A 14,868-nucleotide genomic window follows, 5' to 3' on the forward strand; every position below is an offset into this window, starting at 1 on the left:
CGAAAGCAATTGCCATGAGAACACACGTTCTATTCCTGTGTTGATGCAGTTTTGACTTTAAACCATAATCCCGTACACGCAAACAGAATATACAATCCTCCAAGCAGAACGAAGACCCCCCCGTTCCACCCCGTTTCCATGATGGCGCCCCCGGCATTCGGACCTGCTATGCTGCCCGCATTAAAGTGGAAGGAAGCTACGACGTTGGCAGCCGGCAGCAGCACTCTGGGAAGGATATCCGCCGCATAAGCCAAACCAAGCGAGAAGAAGGAACCAACCAGCCCGCCGGCCAGCGTCAGCAATATTAAGGTTGCCCAGAAATTCGTTCCTGCCACGGGAATGAGCAAGAAACAGCATCCACCCACAATACCGGCAATCGCCAGCACCCGTTTGCGGCCGAATTTATCACTCCAAATGCCGAGCGGAAGCTGCAGCACCAGACCGCCGATGCCGACAAAAGGAAGCAATGCTGATATTTCGCCCAATGTAAATCCGCTTCTTAAACCGTAGACCGGGAAGTTGCTGTTAATTCCTGCTTCCATGTAGCCGTAGAGAAACGCGGGAATCAATGCAAACCAGGCCAGGCGGTAGCTTTTGAGATAGCGTCCAGCCGGCTGCTGCTCCCCGTTCTCGCTTTTTTCCGGCTTCAGGTTCGGAAGTTTAAAGAGCACGACCAGCAGAATGAACAAGAACAGCACCGCCAGAATTATAAACGGTACCGCTTCGCCATACTTTAGCAGCGGAATGCCCAGCGGTCCTATACTGAATCCCAAACCGTAGGACATGCCGTAAAAGGATATGCTTCGCCCCCGGTTCTTCGCCGTTGACATCATTAGTACCCATAGCTGTGCCGCATAATGAAGAGCGCTGTCCCCAATACCCACAAGCACCCGCAGTACAAACCAGACGGCCACGCTCGGAATCAGCGGAAAGGCGACCAGTGACAGCATCACCAGGACCAGTCCCGAAATGATCAGTTTTTTGAAACCGACCCAGCCGAGAAGTCTTTCCGCAACAAGCGTCATCGCAAACGAGCCTACATACAAGGCCGCCGCGTTCAATCCGTTCATGGAGGATGAAATGCCCATCCGTTCCAAAAAAATAGCCAGCACCGGCAATAACAGTCCCTGGCTTAAACCAGCCGCAATCACGACGGCAATTAAAATAAAATAATGAGTTCTCCCCTGACGGGGGGTTACAGCTTCTGTCACTGAAATATAGTCCTCCTCTAATGTGAAAAAACGATGAATTTAAACAATCAGATGAACATTATAGTGGACAAGCCCAATCCATACAAGCCATAATAATAACAATGCCATCAATTGGGAGGGTATCCGTTAATGAAATATAAAGTCAGTATCGATGTATCTATGGTCTACGAGCTGCTGGGCAGCTTCATGATATATGCAACAAGGAAATGGACCGATAACCTGGATATCGGAAAACAGCTGATAACGGAGATGGACGAGCGATTACCTCAACCTGTTCGTGTCCAGTTCAGTCGAGCCCGTTCATGGCCACTTGCGGATTATGATGTGTTATACGCCTTGATCATGCTTCGGGGAGAGCACATTGAAATCCCTGATTTTCTGAATTGGGTCGAATCTTCCGCCGTGGAAGAGCTGCATGACCTGCTTCTGCCGCACTTGCCGTCCCTCTCGCTGGATGAAACATCTAGAATTCGAGAAAACTACACACCGTTGATGAAGTTGTGGCATGAGCACTACTTCTCGGAAGTGGAGCCTGAACTGTACCAGCTCCTGGAAGAAGATGCCGAAGAGAAGCGAATGCTCCTTCCGAAAATGGACGACGAAAATTTAATCGAATACGCTTCTAGCGGCGTTATACTCGACGACGTGCCCCAGGAGAACGTAGTCTTGTTCCCGGGCACGCATTTCCGGCCGATCAATACCTATTGCTTCTATGAGAACGTACTCCTGCTGCAGTATCCGATCGATATCCCGGAAGAAGAGGAAGATGAGCCGCCCGTCGTTCTCCTCCGCATGACCGAGGCGCTTGCGGACCCGGAACGCCTGCGTCTCCTGCGATATATTGCCGATGAGCCGAAGGCCGTGTCCGAAATGGCGTCCGAGTTGGGTCAGCCTTATGAGGAACTGATGCACCATCTGATGATATTGAGGGCAGCCGGCTTGCTGCGCTCCCATCTGAAATCCGAGAATAACGAAAGATTCAGCCTGCGGCCGGATGGGGCTGCCGAACTTCAGATGTTCCTGGAGTCATACATTCGACTTTCATAGTAAGAAGGAGTGAACCATGAGTAAAACATCGCAGCATATTATCTTCGACATGGACGACACATTAATACATTGCAACAAATATTTCGATCTGATTCTTGGCGATTACTTCGAGTGGATGACCGAATGGTTTCAACATGTTGGCTTGACTACCGAAGAAATCCGAGCCAAGCAGATGGAGATCGACGTAGCCGGCATAGATAAGCTGGGATTTGCAAGTGCGAACTTCCCGCAATCCCTTATCGATACGTATCATTATTTCTGCCGCATACATGGAAGAGAAAGCTCGCCCAAGGAAGAAGAGCTTCTCTACGAATTAGGACTCAGTGTATATGAGCAGGAAATCGAAGCCTACCCCGGCATGGTTGAGACGCTCGAGAAGCTACAGAAGGATGGTCATTGTCTCCATCTCTACACAGGAGGCGAGACCCAGATTCAGAAACGGAAAATCGAACAGATGAAGCTGGCCGATTATTTCAAAGACCGAATCTACATTCGCCAGCATAAAAATATTGCGGCGTTGGAAAAAATCCTCTCGATGGGGACATTCTCCCGCTCCGATACGTGGATGATCGGCAACTCGCTTCGCACCGATGTCGTTCCGGCGCTGACGGCCGGCATCAACAGCATCTATATCAAACAGCAGCGCGAATGGCAATATAACCTGGTCGAACTGAAGCAGGAGCCGCATAACGTGTTATATACCGTATCGGCGCTGACCGAAGTGCCCGAGGTCATTGAAGAGCATTTGGATTAATCAAAATAAACCGAACCGATCAAGGATGGCATCCCTGATGGCTCGGTTTTTTTATTTAACTTTGCCGTTTCACGATTTCACGGCTTCACTCGAGTCCTCTGCCTGAACAGCAAGCTTTCCGTTCCCTTCAGCAGCTAGGACAATTCTGCCTTTAAACGTGCTGCCGTCCTCGTTTTTAAAGGATAATACCTGGGTCTTGCCTTGCACCAGCAAGGATTTCAGCATCGCATGCGAAACCTGTTTACCGGCAAATTCCTTCCAGATGACATAGCTGCAGCCGGTTTTGAAATTAGCACAACCATAACCTTTGCGCCCTTCAATAATATGACCTTCACATCCGGGTCTAGGGCATCGGCCTAATGAAGAACGTACGGACGACGTTTCGTTTGAAGCAGCGGCATTGGATTTTGGAGTCCGTTTAGCCGCTCGTTCTTCCTTGTCGCGTGGGGCAGCGGCAGCTTTTCCCGCGCTTCGCTTCCCTCTGCCTTTGGACTTGTCCTCATCTCCGCCGAAAAGCGACGAAGGCGCGGGACGCTGCGAGGATACCTTATTGATGATCGAAATGGTAAACTTCTGCACGTTTTGCATGAACACATCGGCGGAAGCCTCGCCCTTGGATATTTGGTGAAGACGCCGTTCCCATTGGCCCGTCATCTCAGGCGAAGCAAGTAATTCTACGCCGGCATGACGGATCAGCTCCACCGCCGTCCTCCCTTTTTGGGTAACCGTGATCCTTTTGCCCTGCATCGTAATGTATCCGACCTTCTTCAAGCGTTCAATGGTCGCTGCACGGGTAGCCGGCGTTCCCAGCCCGCTGTCTTTCATCGCATCCCGAAGCGCTTCATCCTCGATGGATTTTCCGGCACTTTCCATCGCCTTCAGCAGCGTTCCTTCCGTGTAACTCTTAGGCGGCTGCGTTGCCTTTTCTTTCACTTCGGATTTCTTGCACTGCACCGGCTCATCGGGGGACAGATCAAAGGAACGGTCGATCCATTCCTGGGTCTCCTCTTCCTCGTCCTCTTTTCCCTTCTTGGAAGACTTGGCTTTCTTCTGCTCTTTATCCTGGGCAATCAGCACCTTCCAGCCAAGCGACAGCAGTTCCTTAATTCCCGTCTTGAACGTTTCGCCCTCGACCTCGGTAAGCACCGTATGCTGCTTGTACATGGCCGGTGGGTAAAAATGCGAGAGAAACCGGATGATGACCAGATCGTAAATATGCTGCTCTTCATTGCTGAGCGTGCCCGGACGCTTTAACGTCGGCAAGATGGCATGGTGATCCTCAACCCGCTGGGGATTGCATACCGCTTTATTATTCATGTGCACCCGGCTAGGATCCGCTCCTTCCGCCATCGATTTATAGGAGGTCGATTTCAACATGTGAAGTGCCTTGTGCATGCCTTCGATATTCTGTTCATTCACGTAATTGGAGTTGGTACGCGGATATGAAATGACCTTGTGACGCTCATACAACGCTTGCGCAAGATCCAGCGTTTTTTTGGCAGAGTATCCGTATTTGGCATTGGCTTCACGCTGAAGAAGGGTCAAATCATACAATTTAAACGGATATTCTTTCGTTTCTTTGACTTCATATTTGGTGATGAGTCCATTCTTCCCATTAACCTTGGCTGCAATCGTTTCTGCTTTCTCTTGCGAGGTCAGCCGCTCTCCCTGCCATGTTCCGGTATACTCCAGCTGCTCTTGCTTGAACATGGCCTTCACGTCGTAGAACGTTTGCGATTCAAAGGCTTCAATTTCCTTCTGCCGGTCATAGATCAGAGCCAGAACCGGCGTCTGGACCCGCCCAACCGACAGTAAAGTCTGATGACGGGTCGTAAAGGCACGCGAAGCATTCATGCCGATCAACCAATCGGCTTCACTGCGTGCACGCGCAGCCTGCGTTAAATTCTCGAATTCAACCCCATCCTTCAGCTCCGCAAACCCACGGGCGATGCTTTCCGCCGTTAAATCCGAAATCCATAGTCTTTTTACAGGCTGTTTCAATTTTAATTGTTGTTGGATAAGAGCGAAAATATATTGTCCTTCTCGTCCCGCATCACATGCGTTTACGATATGGCTGCAGCGCTTGGCGACCTCTCCAATGACCTTCAGCTGATCCTTAGTTTTCGGATTCGGGATGATTTTGAATTGCTCCGGAATGATGGGCAGGTCCCGTAAATTCCAGCGTTTGTACTTCGGATCATATGCATCCGGCTCCGCCAGCCCAACCAGATGTCCGATAGCCCAAGTTATGATGTATTGCTCACCTTCAAGATATGTACGGTTATTCTTGGCCCGCGGCTCGATGACCGCAGCGATGTTCCGTCCCATATCCGGCTTTTCGGCAATGACCAACGTTTTCAAATGACATTCTCCTCCCCGATGAGTAACCATGGCGCGGTGGCTAACTCCAAAAAGGACTTCGCTCTCGCGAAGTCCTTTTAACTACTATTCATATGATAGCATATTTAGGAGAAGGATTAAACCAGTACGGTCGCACCCATCAAATATTTGTCTACCTCACGCGCTACCTCGCGGCCTTCGTTGATGGCCCATACCACGAGGCTTTGTCCGCGACGCATGTCCCCGGCGGCAAATACTTTATCTACATTGGTCGTATATTTGCCATACGGCGCTTTCACATTGGAACGGCGATCCGTTTCAAGTCCAAGCTGCTCGACCAGCGTATGCTCCGGTCCGTCAAAACCGATGGCAATGAACGCCATTTGAGCAGGAAATACTTTCTCCGTGCCCGGAATCGGTTGATACACTTTACGGCCGGTTTCGTCTACAATACGCTCGATTTGAACGGTATGGAGCTCCTTCAGATTGCCCTCTTCATCCCCGACAAATTTCGTGGTCATAATGGAGAATTCGCGTGGATCGCTGCCAAACAGCGCTTTGGCTTCCTCGTGTGCATAATCGAGCGTGTACACGTTCGGGAACTGCGGCCAAGGGTTCGCAATCGGATCACGCTGCAGCGGAGCCTGTTTATGCGTGCCGAACTGGGTAACACTGCTGCAGCCGTGGCGAAGCGCTGTTGCGACGCAGTCAGAGCCGGTGTCACCGCCGCCGATGACAATAACGTCCTTGTCTTTTGCCGACAAGTAGTTGCCATCCTCGAGACCCGAATCCAGCAGGCTCTTGATGGTTCCGTTCAGATAGTCCATCGCATAATGAATGCCCTTGAGGTCACTTCCCTCAATATTGAATTCACGCGGTTTTGTTGCACCGCCGCACAGTACGACGGCATCATAGTCTTCCATCAGCTGCTTGGCGGGAATGTCTTTGCCGATCTCGGTGTTGACAACGAATTCGACGCCTTCCGCTGCGAGCAGATCTACACGGCGCTGAACAATACCCTTGTCCAGCTTCATGGATGGAATCCCGTAAGTCAACAATCCGCCGATACGGTCGGCACGTTCATAGACGGTTACGGAATGGCCTGCTTTGTTCAATTGAGCAGCCGCAGCCAGCCCTGCCGGACCAGAACCGACAACGGCTACGCGGCGTCCCGTACGCTTCGCCGGCGGCTCGGGAACGACCCAGCCTTCTTCAAAGCCCTTGTCGATGATCGCTTGCTCGATGGATTTTATCGTGACCGGCTCCCCAATCAAACCGACGGTGCAGGACCCCTCACAAGGAGCAGGACATACGCGTCCGGTAAACTCAGGGAAGTTGTTTGTTTTGTGGAGACGCTCCAAGGCTTCTCTCCACAAGCCCCGGTATACAAGATTGTTCCATTCCGGAATCAGATTATGAATCGGGCAACCCGAAGTGCCGCCGAGCATATCGATTCCTGTATGGCAGTATGGCGTACCGCAGTCCATGCAGCGTGCTCCCTGGGTCTGGAGCTCATCTTCTTCTAAATGTTTATGAAACTCTTCCCAGTCTTTAACTCGTTCGGCCGGGCTCCGATCTGCCGGAAGCTGGCGCTGATATTCCATAAATCCTGTTGGTGTAGACATACTGCTTTACCCCCATCCGTTCTATCCATGCTGGTTACCATGTACAATTTATCATATCATAAATCATCCGACATCGATCTTCAGATGACCCAAGAAACAGGTTTCAGTCTGATTTATTTTTTCTATTTATGCTAAAAAATTTTTTATCAGAGCATGAATCCCCATGATTAGCGGCTATTTAAGCAGCGATTTGTATAAACATTAAAAATATAGTAGCATTTCGCTTTTCTCCTGTTAAATGGACTATATGCATGATCATTTGTATTATCCTACTAACAAAACGTTGTCAACATGGATGGATTGGAGTATGTCTATCCCCTCAAAGCTCGTCATCAAGCTCATTATTTTCGTTCAAACGTAACAAACCGGTAGGCATACGGGTTCTTTTCATCCGTTATGCCGGGAACTTCTTCGACAATTTCCCATTCGTCCCAGTTCACTTCAGGGAAGAACGTATCCCCTTCAAAAGTTTCATCAATAAACGTGCAGTACAACCGATCCGCTTTCGGAAGCATCAATTCATAAATCTGGGATCCGCCGATCACCATCAGCTCTGCGTTCTCCGCGTAGGGAAGGGCTTCATCCACATCATGGATCACGATGCCCTGATCGTCCGTCAGCGTGAAACTTCGGTCTCTCGTCAGCACGATATTCTTTCGGTGAGGCAGAGGTTTGCTGCCAAAGGACTCCCAGGTCTTGCGCCCCATCAGAATCGTTTTGTGCAGGGTCGTCTCCTTGAAGAAGGCCATATCACGCGGCAATCGCCACGGCATGGTGCCGTTCAGCCCGATTACCTGGTCCTTGCCCATTGCCCAAATCATCGATATCATTACACCGTCACTCCTTCCTTGTACAAATGGATTGCGCCGAATATCGGTACAACTTGTTTATTTACACAGCTACGGTCGCTTTAATGGTTGGATGATACTGGTAACCCTCGAATTCAAAGTCTTCGAATGTATAATCAAAGATGCTCTCCGGCTTGCGCTTGATGACCAGCTTCGGCAGCTCATAAGGCTCGCGTTCAAGCTGCGTTCTGACCTGTTCCATATGATTGGAATAGATATGGACGTCGCCACCGGACCAGATGAATTCACCCGGCTCCAGGCCGCACTGCTGGGCAACCATATGGGTAAGCAGTGCATAACTCGCAATGTTGAACGGAAGTCCGAGGAAGCTGTCCACAGAACGCATGGTAAGCATACAGGAGAGCTTCCCGCCCGCCACGTAGAATTGGAATACAAAATGGCATGGAGGCAGCTTCATGTTATCGATCTCTGCCACGTTCCAGGCACTGACGATATGCCGCCGGGAGTCGGGATTGTTTTTAATCGAATCGATGACGTTGGCAATCTGGTCGATATGGCGTCCATCCGGCGTTTCCCACGCTCGCCACTGCGAGCCGTAGACCGGTCCCAAATCGCCGTTCTCATCTGCCCATTCGTCCCATATCCGCACGCCGTTTTCTTTTAGATACCGGATATTCGTTTCCCCGCTTAAGAACCAGAGAAGCTCATGTATCACCGATTTTAAGTGAATCCGCTTGGTTGTCATCAGAGGAAAGCCTTTAGAAAGGTCAAACCGCAGCTGTCTTCCAAATACGGATAACGTTCCCGTCCCCGTGCGGTCCCCTTTCTCTACGCCATGATCAAGAATGTCTTGCAGCAGCTCCAAGTATTGTTTCATGTATAGTCACCTCACTAGAATCTCATATCAACAGTCTACCATGTTCGTGGAATGATTGGGATGCTTAAAATAACCCTGCCGAAAATGGCCGGATATCACTTGCCGTATCCTCATAAAAAACAGGAGGCAGAAACCGCCTGCGCGTTCTCTGCCTCCTGGCCGAATATATAATGACTCGAAAAAACGAACGTCGTTTGGATTAACGGGCAATGATGTGGATCGGATGACCCATAACCAATTCCGCAGCTTCCATTACGATTTCGCCAAGCGTCGGATGCGCATGGATGGTCAAGGCCACATCTTCAAGCGTAGCGCCCATCTCAATAGCAAGACCGAGCTCTGCAATCAGGTTGGAAGCTTCCAGACCTACGATTTGCGCTCCGAGAATAAGTCCTGTTCCTTCTTCAGCTACGATCTTCACGAAACCTTCCGGATGGTTCAAGGATACAGAACGTCCGTTACCTGCGTAAGGGAATTTGCCTGCTTTCACTTTATGGCCTTTTTCCTTCGCTTGAGCTTCGGTGTAACCTACGCTGGAGCATTCTGGATCCGTAAACACAACGGCTGGAATACATTTGTAATCCACGACGGACGGCATTCCGGAAATGGCCTCAGCAGCCACTTTACCTTCATAGGAAGCTTTGTGTGCAAGCGCCAGACCGGATACGATATCCCCGATCGCGAAGATATGAGGAATGCTTGTGCGTCCTTGATGGTCGACTTTCACGAATCCGCGCTCATCCATATCGAGGCCGATCAGATCAAGGCCAAGCTCTCCATCCGTGTTCGGACGACGGCCAACCGTAACCAGCAGGTAATCTGCTGTTACTTCTTTGGTTTCGCCATTCACGGAGTATTTCACGGTAACTTCTTTATCGTTTTGCTCGGCACTTTCAGCTTTAGCACCTGTGATAATTTCGATACCGGTTTTCTTCATGTTTTTCGTAACGAGGCTTGTCATGTCTTTGTCAAAGCCAGCCAAAACGCTGTCCAGACCTTCGATGATCGTTACTTTCGAACCGAATTTGGAGTACATTTGACCAAGCTCGGCACCGATGTAGCCGCCACCGATTACGATCATGCTCTTCGGTACCTCAGGCAGGTTCAATGCTTCGGTAGAAGACAGGATGCGTCCGCCAAACGGGAATGGCTTCAGTTCGATTGGACGGGAACCTGTAGCAATGATGCAGTTCTTGAAGCGGTAACGCGGTGATTCATGATCATTGAATACACGCGCTTCGTTTTCGTTGATGAACATGCACTCGCCGTTGAAAACTTCCACTTTGTTGCCTTTCAGCAAACCGGCTACGCCGCCAGTCATTTTTTTGACAACGCCGTTTTTGAATTCCTGTGTTTTCGCGAAATCAACCGTTACGTTCTCCACGGAAATACCGAATGCATCGGCATGCTTAGCGGACTCGAACTGATGAGCTGCAGCGATCAAAGCCTTGGAAGGAATACAACCACGGTTCAAGCAAACACCGCCGAGTTCCGATTTATCAACGATCAGAACCTTTTGACCCAGTTGGGCGGCACGAATCGCCGCCACATAACCACCAGGACCAGCACCAATGACTAGAGTATCAATATCTAAAGAAGCATCTCCAACTACCATTAGTTACACCTCCATAACAAGCAGCTCAGGGTTAGCGAGCAGTTGTTTAATATAGTTCATAAAGTTTTGAGCCGTTGCGCCGTCGATGATACGGTGGTCAAAGCTCAAGGACAATGCCATAACAGGTGCTGCTACAATCTCGCCGTTCTTCACAACCGCCTTTTCGCTGATGCGGCCGGTACCGAGAATAGCAACCTCTGGGAAGTTAATGATTGGCGTAAAGAACATGCCGCCTGCGGATCCGATGTTCGTGATGGAAATCGTGCTGCCCTTCATTTCGTTAGGAGACAGTTTGCCTTCACGGCCGCGAGCAGCCAGATCACGGATGCTGTCAGCGATCATCCAGATGCTCTTACGATCCGCATCTTTGATAACCGGTACGATCAGACCGTTGTCTGTATCCGTAGCGATACCGATGTTGTAGTATTTTTTGTACACGATTTCGTTCGCTTCTTCGTCGATCATCGCATTCAAAGCCGGGAACTGACGGCTAGCCGCAACGAGTGCTTTAACGATGAATGGCAGATACGTAACTTTCGTGCCTTTTTTCTCAGCGATCGGTTTCATGCGGGTACGGAACGCTACCAGCTCGGTTACGTCCACTTCGTCCATGATCGTAACGTGAGGAGCTGTGTAAGCCGATTTAACCATAGCGTTCGAGATCGCTTTACGGATACCTTTGAATGGTACGCGCTCTTCTTCTGCACGAGTGTCCACCGCTGCGGATGCTGCTGCAGGAGCTGCTTTCGCTTCGGAAGCTGCTTCTTGCGCAGGAGCCGCTGCTTGGCCTCCACCGTTCTTGAAGGCTTCAACATCGTCGCGAGTCACTTTACCGTTGTTGCCGGAGCCCTGCACTTGTGCAATGTCTACGCCTTGCTCGCGAGCGAATTTACGCACGCTTGGCGTAGCCAGAACTTCACGGTTAGGCGCTGCTGGTGCAGCTGCTCCACCGTTTCCGCCTTGTTTAGCGTCAGCCGGTGCATCTTGAGCCGGGGAAGAAGTTGTATCCGCGCTGCCTTTAGCTGCGTCAGCTTCTTGTGCAGACTGCTCTTCAGCAGGAGCCTCTTGCTCAGGAATGTCGCCTTCAGCATCGATGATAGCTACCACTTCACCGACACGGCATACTTGACCATCCTTGGCAAAAACTTCTTGAACCGTACCGTTCACGGGACAAGGAACTTCTACGACCGCCTTGTCGTTCTGTACTTCCATGATGATGTCGTCGTCTGTTACTTTGTCGCCTGGCTTGATATGCATTTTGATGATTTCACCTTCATGCAGACCTTCACCCAGCTCTGGAAAACGATATTCAAATTTTGCCAACTGAAAAACCTCCCTAGAAATTGCTGCTATTAGAAATTCATTACTTTATTGACGGCATCCACGATACGTGCTGGAGTAGGCAACCAAGTGTCCTCGATTTGCGCGAATGGATACACGGTATCCGGCGGAGTCACGCGAAGCACTGGAGCTTCCAGGTGCAGAATCGCTTTCTCGTTGATTTGAGCGATAACTTCTGCGGCTACGCCTGCAGACTTTTGCGCTTCTTGAACCACGATGGCACGGTTGGTTTTCTTAACCGAAGCAAGCACAGTATCGATGTCGATTGGAGAGATCGTGCGCAAGTCGATGATTTCCGCTTTGATTCCGTTCTTCTCAAGTTCGTCCGCCGCTTTCGTTGCGGTATGAACCATCAAACCGTAAGCGATAATCGTAACGTCGGTTCCTTCGCGAACCACGTTAGCTTTACCAAGCTCAACCGTGTAATCACCTTCAGGAACTTCAGCGCGGAACGCATGATACAGGTTCAAGTGCTCCATGAAGAACACAGGGTCATTGTCGCGAATTGCTGCGATCATGAGTCCTTTTGCATCATAAGGATTGGAAGGTACTACAACTTTAATACCCGGGGTTTGCGTGATCAAACCTTCGAGTGCATCGGTGTGCAGCTCAGCCGCTTTAACCCCGCCGCCGAATGGCGTACGGAATACGATCGGGGAGTTGTAACGTCCACCGGAACGGTAACGCATACGCGCTGCTTGAACGACGATTTGGTCGAGCGCTTCAAAGATAAATCCAACGAATTGAATTTCAGCGATCGGACGGAAGCCTTGAATACCGAGACCTACCGCCAAACCGCCAATAGCGGACTCAGCCAGCGGCGTATCGAATACGCGCTCTTCCCCGAATTCTTTTTGAAGGCCTTCCGTTACCCGGAAAACACCGCCGACATTACCTACGTCTTCACCGAAGATGACAACGTTAGGGTCACGGCTCAATTCAACGCGCATGGCGTCGCGAATCGCTTCTTTCATGTTCATTTGTGCCATTGCTTCATTTCCTCCTTAAGAAATACAGTTCACTAAAAATTACAGTGTATATATCGATGTCAAAACGTTCAAAAACCGACCTGATGCCGCCATGACAAAACCAGATGATTATCCAGGATCAAACCTTTGACAATCATCGGCCGTCATTTTTATTGGAAATCAGCTTTCTGCTCTTCCAGATGCTTCGGCGTTTGCTCGAACATGCTGTCGATCAAACCAGGTACTGTCATTTTTTCCGTTTGTTCTGCTTTTTTAATTTGCTCGTTGACTTTCGCTTTCGCTTCTTCTTTCACGCGAGCTGTATCTTCCTCTGTCCAGAGGCCTTTTGCTTCCAGGTACTTCGCAAGACGTGCGATCGGATCCTTCTCGTTCCACTCGCCCTCTTCTTCCTTCGTACGATATTTCGAAGCGTCGTCAGACAGGGAATGCGGACGGAAACGGTATGTCACAGCTTCGATAAGCGTTGCGCCTTCGCCATTGCGGCCGCGTTCTGCAGCATCACGAACGGCCTTGATCACAGCGAGGACGTCCATGCCGTCAACCTTAACACCCTTGATACCAGCTGCTACAGCTTTATGTGCGATCGACAATGCTGCAGTCTGCTTGGAGAATGGAGTCGTGATGGCATAGCCGTTGTTTTGCACGAAGAAGATAACCGGCAGTTTGTACACGCCTGCATAGTTCAAGCCTTCGTAGAAATCGCCTTCGGAAGAGCCGCCGTCACCGGTATACGTTATAACCACTTGTTTTTGCTTCTTCAGTTTGTAACCCATAGCGATACCCATAGCATGCAAGATTTGCGCGCCAATGATGATCTGAGGCATCAATACGTTAACACCCTCCGGAATTTGTCCGCCATGCTGATGTCCGCGGGAATAGAGGAATGCTTGATAAAGCGGAAGTCCATGCCATACGATTTGCGGCATATCACGGTAGCCCGGGCAGACAAAGTCGTCTTTCACAAGCGCGAATTCGCTACCTACCATCGTCGCTTCTTGACCGGATACAGGAGCATAGAAACCGAGACGTCCTTGGCGGCCGAGATTTACGGCACGGTCGTCCCAAGTACGGGTAAATACCATACGGTACATAATTTCTTTCAGTTGATCGTCTGACAATTCAGGCAGAAGATCTTTGTTTACGATTTTGCCATCCGGGGAAAGTACAGATAGAGTATCGACTTCCTCGGTATATACTTCATAAGGAACCTTGGTCATTTTTTTCACCTCAATAAATATTTGAATATCAAGTTCCGCTGTTATAGAATTATTATACACCTGTTTTACTTCATTCGTCAAAGAAATACGGGATAAAATTTCATATTTCTTAGCGTTTGTATGTATAACAGTTTGTGAATAATACTATAACAGTATGACAAACATCATAGAACAGCAGCCAACTTCAACATGTCAGGGTAATTTTAACTTATTGTTTACCGCATTTCAAAAACTAACCCGAAAAAGGTGACGAATGATGACGAATGAACGTTTATTGAAGCGAACCATCGTAAAAGAAGTGATTGAAAGCCAGTTTCTGCAGGAGAATCGAACGCTGCGCATCTACCTTCCTCCCGGATACAATGAAATTCTCAGCTATCCCGTCGTGTACTGCCAGGATGGAGAGGAATTCTTCAATTTTGGTCGTATCGCGACTTGGGCCAACCAGCTCATTCTCGAAGAAGGCGTGGAGCCGTTCATCATTGTAGGCGTGGAAGTGAACACCAAAGTTCGCACCGAGGAGTACGCGCCATTCGGCAACCGGTTCGACGCTTACCTATCCTGCTTCGCCGAAGAGATTATTCCCTTCGTCGAACAAAAATATCCTGTGCGCAAAGAGCCTGCCGAAAGAGTACTCGCCGGCGACTCCCTTGGAGGAAGCGTATCCGTGCATCTAGCCTTGCGTTACCCGCATCTCTTCACCCGAATCATCAGCTTGTCCGGCGCCTTCTATGAGAAGTCCCAGAATATGATCAGAGAAGAGAAGGATTTGTCCTGGCTCGACATCTATATGATTGTAGGCTTGCAAGAAGACAACTATGCAACCGATACAGGTGTCTATAACTTCGTTGAATTGAATCGTTCAACAAAGGCGTTGCTGGAAGAACGGGGTGCCACCATATCTTATCTTGAAAAAGACGGCCGTCACCTTTGGGGATTCTGGCAAAAAGAGCTCCCTGCTGCTCTTATGTACTTCCTGGATTAATCGATTGATTGGCAAAATCCGTTGGCTTATATAAATGACCTGTTACAGCAAAGTTCAT

12 protein-coding genes are annotated in these 14,868 nt (G+C 49.6%); 3 read left to right on the forward strand and 9 right to left on the reverse strand.

The window, feature by feature from the left end:
* Positions 1-29: 29 nt before the first annotated feature.
* The gene (locus AK95_RS01750) at positions 30-1,211 is read right to left on the reverse strand and encodes an MFS transporter (RefSeq protein ID WP_071218192.1); all 1,182 of its coding nucleotides are present in this window, start codon (positions 1,209-1,211) and stop codon (positions 30-32) included.
* A 129-nt stretch (positions 1,212-1,340) separates the two neighbouring features.
* Here AK95_RS01750 and AK95_RS01755 point away from each other — a divergent pair, with 129 nt between their 5' ends.
* Both AK95_RS01755 and AK95_RS01760 read left to right on the forward strand, forming a co-directional pair.
* Positions 1,341-2,258 carry an ArsR/SmtB family transcription factor gene (locus tag AK95_RS01755; RefSeq protein ID WP_071218193.1) on the forward strand — a complete coding sequence of 306 codons (918 nt, stop codon included), beginning with the start codon at positions 1,341-1,343 and terminating at the stop codon, positions 2,256-2,258.
* Positions 2,259-2,274: 16 nt separating this feature from the next.
* Positions 2,275-3,012 (forward strand): HAD family hydrolase, encoded by a 738-nt coding sequence (locus tag AK95_RS01760; protein WP_071218194.1) that lies wholly within the window; start codon positions 2,275-2,277, stop codon positions 3,010-3,012.
* 69 nt (positions 3,013-3,081) lie between these two features.
* On the opposite strand, the gene AK95_RS01765 is transcribed toward AK95_RS01760, so the two are convergent.
* The 8 genes from AK95_RS01765 to pdhA form a co-directional block, all read right to left on the reverse strand.
* A complete protein-coding gene (locus tag AK95_RS01765; RefSeq protein WP_071218195.1) occupies positions 3,082-5,373 on the reverse strand; it encodes a type IA DNA topoisomerase in 2,292 nt (763 codons plus the stop codon).
* 116 nt (positions 5,374-5,489) lie between these two features.
* The gene (locus tag AK95_RS01770; protein WP_071218196.1) at positions 5,490-6,977 is read right to left on the reverse strand and encodes a glutamate synthase subunit beta; all 1,488 of its coding nucleotides are present in this window, start codon (positions 6,975-6,977) and stop codon (positions 5,490-5,492) included.
* A gap of 341 nt (positions 6,978-7,318) precedes the next feature.
* Positions 7,319-7,807: a dihydrofolate reductase gene (locus AK95_RS01775; RefSeq protein WP_071218197.1), complete on the reverse strand. Its 489-nt coding sequence runs from the start codon at positions 7,805-7,807 to the stop codon at positions 7,319-7,321.
* Positions 7,808-7,868: 61 nt separating this feature from the next.
* Positions 7,869-8,663 (reverse strand): thymidylate synthase, encoded by a 795-nt coding sequence (thyA, locus tag AK95_RS01780; RefSeq protein WP_071218198.1) that lies wholly within the window; start codon positions 8,661-8,663, stop codon positions 7,869-7,871.
* A 199-nt stretch (positions 8,664-8,862) separates the two neighbouring features.
* Positions 8,863-10,278: a dihydrolipoyl dehydrogenase gene (gene lpdA / locus AK95_RS01785; protein WP_009589200.1), complete on the reverse strand. Its 1,416-nt coding sequence runs from the start codon at positions 10,276-10,278 to the stop codon at positions 8,863-8,865.
* A gap of 3 nt (positions 10,279-10,281) precedes the next feature.
* On the reverse strand, positions 10,282-11,601 hold the full coding sequence (locus AK95_RS01790; RefSeq protein WP_071218199.1) for a dihydrolipoamide acetyltransferase family protein: 1,320 nt from the start codon (positions 11,599-11,601) through the stop codon (positions 10,282-10,284).
* A 29-nt stretch (positions 11,602-11,630) separates the two neighbouring features.
* Positions 11,631-12,608 carry an alpha-ketoacid dehydrogenase subunit beta gene (locus AK95_RS01795; RefSeq protein WP_071218200.1) on the reverse strand — a complete coding sequence of 326 codons (978 nt, stop codon included), beginning with the start codon at positions 12,606-12,608 and terminating at the stop codon, positions 11,631-11,633.
* A gap of 149 nt (positions 12,609-12,757) precedes the next feature.
* Positions 12,758-13,825, reverse strand: coding sequence for a pyruvate dehydrogenase (acetyl-transferring) E1 component subunit alpha (gene pdhA, locus AK95_RS01800; protein ID WP_071218201.1), 1,068 nt, complete (start codon positions 13,823-13,825; stop codon positions 12,758-12,760).
* Between the two features lie 256 nt (positions 13,826-14,081).
* Between pdhA and AK95_RS01805 the strand changes: the two genes are divergently transcribed.
* A complete protein-coding gene (locus tag AK95_RS01805) occupies positions 14,082-14,810 on the forward strand; it encodes an alpha/beta hydrolase (RefSeq protein WP_071218202.1) in 729 nt (242 codons plus the stop codon).
* The last annotated feature ends 58 nt before the right edge of the window (positions 14,811-14,868 follow it).

The sequence above is a fragment of the Paenibacillus sp. LC231 genome (assembly GCF_001860525.1).
Taxonomy (GTDB): domain Bacteria; phylum Bacillota; class Bacilli; order Paenibacillales; family Paenibacillaceae; genus Paenibacillus_AQ.

Bases quoted from the DNA above. Each gene is read 5' to 3' on its own strand.
- AK95_RS01770 (WP_071218196.1), bottom strand. From the start codon at position 6,977: ATGTCTACACCAACAGGATTTATGGAATATCAGCGCCAGCTTCCGGCA.
- pdhA (WP_071218201.1), bottom strand. From the start codon at position 13,825: ATGACCAAGGTTCCTTATGAAGTATATACCGAGGAAGTCGATACTCTA.
- lpdA (WP_009589200.1), bottom strand. From the start codon at position 10,278: ATGGTAGTTGGAGATGCTTCTTTAGATATTGATACTCTAGTCATTGGT.
- AK95_RS01755 (WP_071218193.1), top strand. From the start codon at position 1,341: ATGAAATATAAAGTCAGTATCGATGTATCTATGGTCTACGAGCTGCTG.
- AK95_RS01775 (WP_071218197.1), bottom strand. From the start codon at position 7,807: ATGATATCGATGATTTGGGCAATGGGCAAGGACCAGGTAATCGGGCTG.
- thyA (WP_071218198.1), bottom strand. From the start codon at position 8,663: ATGAAACAATACTTGGAGCTGCTGCAAGACATTCTTGATCATGGCGTA.
- AK95_RS01805 (WP_071218202.1), top strand. From the start codon at position 14,082: ATGACGAATGAACGTTTATTGAAGCGAACCATCGTAAAAGAAGTGATT.
- AK95_RS01795 (WP_071218200.1), bottom strand. From the start codon at position 12,608: ATGGCACAAATGAACATGAAAGAAGCGATTCGCGACGCCATGCGCGTT.
- AK95_RS01760 (WP_071218194.1), top strand. From the start codon at position 2,275: ATGAGTAAAACATCGCAGCATATTATCTTCGACATGGACGACACATTA.